This window comes from Patulibacter sp. NPDC049589 (genome assembly GCF_040675535.1).
Classification (GTDB): Bacteria; Actinomycetota; Thermoleophilia; order Solirubrobacterales; family Solirubrobacteraceae; genus Patulibacter.
In genome coordinates this window covers 47,746-54,967 of record NZ_JBFAPC010000014.1, presented here as the reverse complement: position 1 = coordinate 54,967, position 7,222 = coordinate 47,746, and the positions used below count along the sequence as shown (strand labels likewise).

Annotated in this window: 8 protein-coding genes; 5 read left to right on the top strand and 3 right to left on the bottom strand. The window is 74.8% G+C overall.

From position 1 onward, the window contains the following. Positions 1-88 precede the first annotated feature (88 nt). Positions 89-1,075 carry an NADPH:quinone oxidoreductase family protein gene (locus tag AB0L40_RS04560; protein WP_364349848.1) on the bottom strand — a complete coding sequence of 329 codons (987 nt, stop codon included), beginning with the start codon at positions 1,073-1,075 and terminating at the stop codon, positions 89-91. Between the two features lie 273 nt (positions 1,076-1,348). On the opposite strand from AB0L40_RS04560, the gene AB0L40_RS04555 reads away from it, so the two are divergent. Further along, the gene (locus AB0L40_RS04555) at positions 1,349-1,672 is read left to right on the top strand and encodes a hypothetical protein (protein ID WP_364349845.1); all 324 of its coding nucleotides are present in this window, start codon (positions 1,349-1,351) and stop codon (positions 1,670-1,672) included. 74 nt (positions 1,673-1,746) lie between these two features. On the opposite strand, the gene AB0L40_RS04550 is transcribed toward AB0L40_RS04555, so the two are convergent. Beyond that, positions 1,747-3,288, bottom strand: a complete 1,542-nt coding sequence (locus AB0L40_RS04550; RefSeq protein WP_364349842.1) for a PQQ-dependent sugar dehydrogenase — start codon at positions 3,286-3,288, stop codon at positions 1,747-1,749. Between the two features lie 119 nt (positions 3,289-3,407). Continuing rightward, the gene (locus tag AB0L40_RS04545) at positions 3,408-3,899 is read right to left on the bottom strand and encodes a MarR family transcriptional regulator (protein WP_364349839.1); all 492 of its coding nucleotides are present in this window, start codon (positions 3,897-3,899) and stop codon (positions 3,408-3,410) included. A gap of 61 nt (positions 3,900-3,960) precedes the next feature. Here AB0L40_RS04545 and AB0L40_RS04540 point away from each other — a divergent pair, with 61 nt between their 5' ends. The 4 genes from AB0L40_RS04540 to AB0L40_RS04525 all read left to right on the top strand — a co-directional run bounded on the left by AB0L40_RS04540 (position 3,961) and on the right by AB0L40_RS04525 (position 7,213). Then, positions 3,961-4,332: a cupin gene (locus AB0L40_RS04540; RefSeq protein WP_364349836.1), complete on the top strand. Its 372-nt coding sequence runs from the start codon at positions 3,961-3,963 to the stop codon at positions 4,330-4,332. 66 nt (positions 4,333-4,398) lie between these two features. After that, the gene (locus AB0L40_RS04535; RefSeq protein ID WP_364349833.1) at positions 4,399-5,142 is read left to right on the top strand and encodes an MFS transporter; all 744 of its coding nucleotides are present in this window, start codon (positions 4,399-4,401) and stop codon (positions 5,140-5,142) included. 259 nt (positions 5,143-5,401) lie between these two features. Then, on the top strand, positions 5,402-6,334 hold the full coding sequence (locus AB0L40_RS04530; RefSeq protein WP_364349830.1) for an ABC transporter ATP-binding protein: 933 nt from the start codon (positions 5,402-5,404) through the stop codon (positions 6,332-6,334). 105 nt (positions 6,335-6,439) lie between these two features. After that, positions 6,440-7,213 (top strand): ABC transporter permease, encoded by a 774-nt coding sequence (locus AB0L40_RS04525; protein WP_364349827.1) that lies wholly within the window; start codon positions 6,440-6,442, stop codon positions 7,211-7,213. The last annotated feature ends 9 nt before the right edge of the window (positions 7,214-7,222 follow it).

Below are 7,222 nucleotides of genomic sequence, written 5' to 3'. Positions count from 1 at the left end.
ACCGAGAGAACCCAGCCCACACACCCCCGACCACGACCGCCACGCGGACGCGACCACCCACGACCTGCTTGACAAACCGACCCCCATATCAGCGCACGTCCAGGACGACCTTGCCGACCGCCCGGCGCTCGTCGAGCGTGATCAGCGCCTGCGCCGCCTGCTCGAGCGGGTAGCGCGGGCCGACGATCGGGCGGACGGCTCCGGACGCGATCAGCGGCTCGATGGCCGCGCCGATCTCGCGGTTGAGGTCGGGGTCCGACAGCGCGGCCTCGCCCCAGCCGGCGCCGACGACCTCGGTGTTCTTCAGCAGCAGGCGGTTGACCTTGACCGTTGGGATGCTGCCGCCGGTGAAGCCGACGACCACGACGCGGCCGCCGCGGCGCAGCGAGCGCAGGCTGTCGGTGAAGCGGTCGCCGCCGACCGGGTCGATGACGACGTCGACGCCGCCGCCGGAGCGCTCGAGGACCTCGTCCTTCCACGCTCCGGTCGAGCGCACGACCTCGTCGGCGCCGGCGTCGCGGGCGACCTGCTCCTTCTCGTCGGTGGAGACGACGGCGATCGTCCGCGCGCCGAGCCCCTTGGCGACCTGCAGGACCGCGGTGCCGACGCCGCCGGCGGCGCCGTGGACGAGGACGGTCTCGCCCGCCGCCAGCCGCCCGCGCGTGACCAGCGAGAAGTAGGCCGTGTGGTAGTTCAGGACGAGCCCGGCGCCCTGCGCGAAGTCGAGCTCGTCGGGCAGCTTGAAGGTGAAGAACGCGGGCGCGACGGCGACCTCGGCCCAGCCGCCGAGCAGGCAGAACCCCGCGACGCGGTCGCCCGCGACGACGGACGCGCCGGCCGGCGCGCTGCGGACGATCCCGCCGACCTCGCTGCCGGGGACGAACGGCAGCGGCGGCTTCATCTGGTACTCGCCGCGGGTCTGCAGCAGCTCCGGGTACGAGACGCCGGCGGCGTGCACGTCGATGACGACGCCCTCGCCGGGGGTCAGCGGGTGCGACGCCTCGGGCTCGGGCAGGTCGACCAGCTGGAGCGCCGTCTCCGGTCCGCTGGTCTCGGTGATCTGGAGCGCCTTCATGGGCACGACGCTACCGGCCGCTCGTCGGGGGGTCGACCTGCGTGCGTGGACGCCGGGGCCGTCGCGTCCCGGTGGGGCTCCTGGTCGTCCTCCGCACGGCGTCGTGCCGGGCCGGGAACGACGGCGCGCGGCTGACCGCGCCCGCGCGTCACTGGACCGCTGCACCACGCGAGGGGCCGCGCGTGCTCCCGCGGGCTCGCGACGCGACCAGACGCCGGGCCTAGGCGCCTCGCGGATCAGCGCCACCGACGAGGTCCGGCTCTTCCACCGCCTGTGGAGCATCCCCCGGCGCGCCACCGGACGTTCGCCCTGGGCCTCCTGCGCTCGATCGTCCCGGCGCAGCGATGGGGGATGCCGAGGGCCGCGCCCCGCGGCTGGCGCGTGACGTTCAAGAGCGGCTGGAACGGCAGCGGCCGCGTCAACCAGGCGATCCGTCTGAACTGCAAGGGCCGCGTGGTCACGGCCTCGGTGCTCGTCGACGGCTCGAGCCACGAGGGATCGATCGCGCTCGTCGAAGGCGCCGGTCGCCGGCTGTTCGCGCCGCTGCGTGCCCGCGGGGCGAAGGCCTGCTCGTCGGTGGTGCGGACCGGCGGCTGACCTGACGAGCGCGGCGGCTGGATCCGGCCCGGCGTCCGGTCGACACCGGGCGGCGGGCCGCCGCGTCCTGCCGCTCAGCGCCGCCGGGCGATCCGTGTCCCGAACGACGTCGTGAACGCCCTCCCGGAGGCCGGCTGGTGCTTGACGACGAGGATCAGCGTCCCGCTCCGGACGGCCCGCAGCCGGCGCCTGCCGGTCGGACCCAGACGCAGCTCGTACCGCTGTTTCGCGACCGACGCCGTCTGCACCTTCGTGCGCACGAGCAGCGTCCCGCGCGGGGAGCGCAGCCGCAGCTCGAACGTCGTGCGGCCGGTCGACGGCCCCGCGAGCCGGACCGACGCGGTGCGGCCGGCCTGCAGGCGCGTGCGGCCGAGCCTCTTGAGCTGCCCCCGCAGCGCCAGGGCGAGCGCACGGGTCCGCGAACGCATCTTGGCGGCGTCCGCGGCCGTGCCGTTGCCGGTGCCCGGACCGGTCCCCGGCAGCGGTGTCGCCGCGTCGCTGCCCCCGGGCGTCGGATCGCTCAGCGGCAGGCGGAAGATCTTCGCGTCGGTCCCGCTGTCCTGGACGACGAGCAGATCCTTGCCGCGGGGCACCGCGAGCCGCAGCCGGCCGAGGTTCGTGAGGTACGTGCCCTGATCGACGACCTTCCCGTCTCGCACGTCGAACCGGTGCAGCTGCTGCCCGATGAGGAAGGGCGCGTAGAGCGAGCCGTCCGCGCCGACGGCGAGGTCGCCCGGTGCCCACGCGGGGGCGTCGCCCGCGACGGCCTTGGGCGGGATCAGGCCCGGACCGGTGTCGGGACCGGACACCAGTGGCCAGCCGTAGTTGCCGCCCTTGACGATGAGGTTCAGCTCGTCGCGGCCGGTCTTGCCGTTGCCGCCCGGATACGTCGGGCCGTGCTGCTCGCCCGTCGGGCCGTGCTCGGTCTCCCAGAGGCGGCCGGCGGCGTCGAAGGCGAGGCCCTGCGGGTGGCGGTGCCCGAGCGACCAGACGTCCTTGGCGCCGCCGCCCTTCGCGACGAACGGGTTGTCCGCGGGCGCGGTCAGGTCGCCGGTCGCCGGCGCCCGGAGGCGCAGGATCTTGCCGTCGAGGTTCGTCGGGTCCTGCGGGCGCGACGGCTGGTGGATGTCGCCGGTCGTGACGTAGAGGTCGCCGTCGGGGCCGAAGATCATCCGGCCGCCGTCGTGGTCGCCGTCGGAGTCGATCCCCCCGAAGACCTTGCCGAGCACCGTCAGCGTGCCGCCGGTCGCCTTCAGCCGCCAGATGCCGTTCTGCCCGGTGGCGGGCCCGGCGCCGTCGGGATCCTGGTCCTGGGCGACGTACAGGTAGGCCAGCCCGCTCTTCGCGAAGTCCGGGGCCAGGGCGAACCCGAGCAGCTTGCGGACGTTCGGGATCGCGCTGCGTGCCATCGCGGGCGTCGCCTGGAGCTGGTCCTGGGCGTTGAGGTAGACGACGTCCCCGTCCCGCTCGACGACGAACGACCCGCCGCCGGGCACGACCGCGAGCTCCCACGGCGTCTTCGTCAGCGAGGCGATCTGCACCGGGTCGCCGGTCGGGACGGCCCGTGCTGGGGGTACGACCGCGAGACCGGCGGCGACGGACGCGAGCGCGGTCACGGCGACGCTCGCGGAGGCGACAGGGCGGCGGCGGGCATGACGGGTGAAGGACCGACGGCGTCGGGCGTGCGACATGCCGCATGCTCTCACGATGGTGCGGCGCCGCAGCCGGGCCCGGATCACCACGCCGGCCGGAACGGCGGGATGTCGTCGGGCGCGAGCTGACGGACCAGTCGGGCGAGGCTGAGCCGCAGGCGCTGGAGCTCCCCGTCGTCGAGGCCCGCGGCGATCTCTGCCTCGAGTGCGGCGAGCGTCTGTCCCGCCACGCCCAGGTGGGCCGCGGCCTGCTCCGTCAGCACGACGAGCTTGCGCCGGCCGCCCTCGGGGTGCGGGCGGCGCTCGACGTATCCGCGGCCCTCGAGGTACTCGACGATCTGGCCCGACGCCTGCTTGGTCACCCCGAGCTGCTCGCCGAGCTCCGTCGAGGTCAGGCCCCCGTTCATCAGGGCCTGGAAGACGAGGCCGTGGATCGGGCGGAGGTCGGTGTATCCGGCCTCGTCGAGCCGATCGACGAACTCCGCGACGATCAGCTGGAAGCCCATTCCGAGCAGGAAGAACAGCTGGACGTCGGCCAGTGGATCGTGTGTCGATTCGGGATCTTCGCTTGACATTCGGCGTGTGGTGTCCTTACCGTCAACGACTGAGTAAAGTCAACTTACACAGGAGAGCACCATGACGACGGTTACCCCGACGGACGACCGCACGACGACCACGCCGGCCGCGACGATGATCGGGCTGGCCGCTCCGAGCGAGGGCAGCACGGAGATCAGCACGTGGCGCGTCGAGATGCAGGCCGACAGCCCGTCGCCGGAGCACAGCATCGATCGTGAGCAGGTCTGGATGCCGATCTCCGGGTCCTTCCTGTTCACGATCGAGGGTATCGAGACCTCCGTCCCGGCCGGCGCCGCGGTCATCGTCCCGGCGGATGCCGTTCGGCGGTTCGTCGCCGACGGCGGGCCGGCCGAGGCACTGGTCTGCATGCCGGCGGGTGGGACGGCGGGCCTCCCCGGCGGCGGTCGCCAGCCCCTGCCCTGGGCTTCCTGAGCACCCAGCACGAACCCGGCGGGAGCCCTCGTGGCTCCCGCCCCACGCCCCGACCCGAGATCCCCCATGCCTGAGACCCCAGAGACGACGCCCGGCCAGCGACGGGCGATCACCGCCCTGCTCGCGATCACCGTGCTGGTCGTCGTGATGGACATCACCATCCTCAACGTCGCGCTCGAGGACATCCAGCGCGGACTCGACGCGACCAACGGCGAGCTCCAATGGTCGCTGAACGCCTACATGATCACGTTCGCGGCCTTCATCTTCACGGGCGGCGTCTGCGGCGACCGCTTCGGACGAAAGCGCACCCTCCTGGCCGGGTTGGTCGTCTTCGGGGTCGGCTCCGCCCTCGCGGCGACGTCCGGCTCCATCGGGCAGCTGATCGCGTGGCGCACCGTGATGGGCGTCGGAGCCGCGGTCGTCCCGACGGTCACCCTCGCGATCATCATCAACGTCTTCCCGCCCCCGGAGCGACCGAAGGCGATCGCCGCCTGGGCGGCGGCGGCCGGCGTCGCGTTCGCGGTCGGTCCGGTGCTCGGCGGCCTGCTCCTCTCGGTCTTCTCGTGGGGCTCGGTGTTCCTGGTCAACGTGCCGCTCGTGGCCGTCGGGGTCGTCCTGATCGCGCGGCTGGTCCCGGAGTCGAAGATGCCCCGGGCGGCACCGCTGGATCCCGCCCGCAGCGGTCGGGCTCGCGAGCGACGCAGGGGGACGCCCCCGGTGGTCGCCCCGTCCTCCCGCACGCCTGCGGACTCCACGTCTCGCTCACGCACGCAGCCGGGCTCTCGGGCGGGCTCGACCGCTGCTGCGTGACCGGTGCCGCGGTGCACCGCGTCACCGACGACGGGTGGTGGGTGGGGGACGTCGGCGTGGGCCGGGCCCACCGTGGCGCGGTGGCCCTGCGTCTGCCCGACGGACCCCAGGAGGTCGTGCTGCGGGTGGCGCACCACGCCCCAGCCGTCGGGCCTGCGACCCGCGTGCGGTCTGGAGCGCACCCGTGACAGACGTCATGCCGAGCACCTGACGGGCGGCTCTACCGGCGAGGACGCGTGCGGCGCAGACTCGGTGCACGATGACCGACTCCCCCGATCCCGCCATGCTCCTCGACCTCCGCGGCGTCACCCAGCGCTACGGCACCACGACCGTCCTGCACGGCATCGACCTGCGGGTCGCGCCCGGCGAGGCCGTCGCGCTGTTGGGCCCCAACGGCGCCGGCAAGTCGACCGCGGTGTCGGTCCTCCTGGGCCTGGCGCGCCCCGCGTCGGGCACGGCCCGGGTCTGCGGCCGCACCCCGGCGGACGCGGTCGCCGCCGGCTGCGTCGGCGCGATGCTGCAGGACGCCGGCCTGCCCGACAACACCCGCGTCGGGCAGCTCGTGTCGCTGTTCGCGGCGCTCTACCCGGCGCCGATGGATCCCCGCCGCGCGCTGGAGCTCGCGGACGCGGCGGACCTCTGGGACCGCTCGTCGAACGCGCTCTCCGGCGGCCAGGCGCAGCGCGTCCGGCTGGCGCTGGCGCTCGTCGCCGACCCCCAGCTGCTCGTGCTCGACGAGCCGACCGCGGCGATGGATCCGCAGGTCCGCCGGACGTTCTGGGACGCGCTGCGCGGCCAGATCGGCGGCGACCGAGGGCTGCTCTTCGCCACCCACCACCTCGACGAGGCGCAGGCCGTCGCCGACCGCGTCGTCGTGCTCGCCGGCGGCCGGATCGTCGCCGACGGGACCCCGGCCGAGGTCGCGGCCCGCGCCGGCGGCACGCTGCTGCGGGTCCGGACCGAGGCCGTCGCCGCCGAGCTGCTCGCGCTCCCCGGCGTCCGCGCCGCGGTCGACGAGCCCGACGGCCGCGCCGCCCTGACCTGCGACGACTCCGACCGCGCGCTCCGGGCGCTGCTGCAGGCGTTCCCCGACGCCCGCGAGATCGAGGTCCGGCCCGCCGGCCTCGAGGACGCCTTCCTGACCATGGCCGCCGAGGGCTGGGCCCCGGCCGGCGACGCGGCGCGGAGCTGACCCGTGCCGACCGTCACCCGCCCCGCCGGCCCGGTCCCCGCCGGCCGCCGCACCGGCTCGACCGCCCCCGCCGTCCCGACCACCACCGCCCCCACGGAGACCCCCATGAGCACCACCACCGCCGTCCCCGCCCGCGCCGCGCGCCGGCGCCGTGCGTCGGGCCCGACCCTCGCCTACGTCCGCCTCGAGCTGCTTCGGACCGTCCGCAACCCGCGCGCCGTGCTCCTCACGGTGATGGTCCCGATCCTGATGCTGCTCGTCTTCTCCGGCGGCACCGACGCGCACGACAAGAAGCAGCTCCTGGCGAGCATGGCCGCGTACGGGGCGATCGGCGGCGGCCTCTTCGCCACCGGCCCGCGGCTGACCGCCGAGCGCGTGTCCGGCTGGCTCCGGCAGCTTCGCGCCACGCCGCTGTCGCCGACCGCCGCGATCCTCGGCAAGGGCGCCGCGGGCCTCCTGCTGGCGCTGATCTCGTCGTTCGTCGTGGGCGCCGTCGGCCGCTTCGGCGGCACCGGGATCACCACGGGGGAGTGGCTGGAGCTCTGCGTGGCGCTGACCCTCTGCGCCACCGTGACCACGGCGCTCGGCCTGCTCGTCGGCGCGTCGTTCCGCTCGCCCGAGACCGCCCAGGGCGCGACGATGCTCTCGTACCTCGGCCTCTCCGCCCTCGGCGGCCTGTGGGTCCCGCCCGACCAGTTCCCCTCGTGGCTGCAGGACGTCGCGCACGTGCTGCCGACCTACCACGTCGGCGAGGTCGCCCGGGCGATCACGACCGGCGGTACCGTCGGGGCCGGGCACTGCGCGATCATCGCCGCATGGGCCGCCGTGCTCGGCGTCGCCGCGACGGTCGCCTGGCGCCGCGGCACCACGGTCCGCTGATCCCTCCCG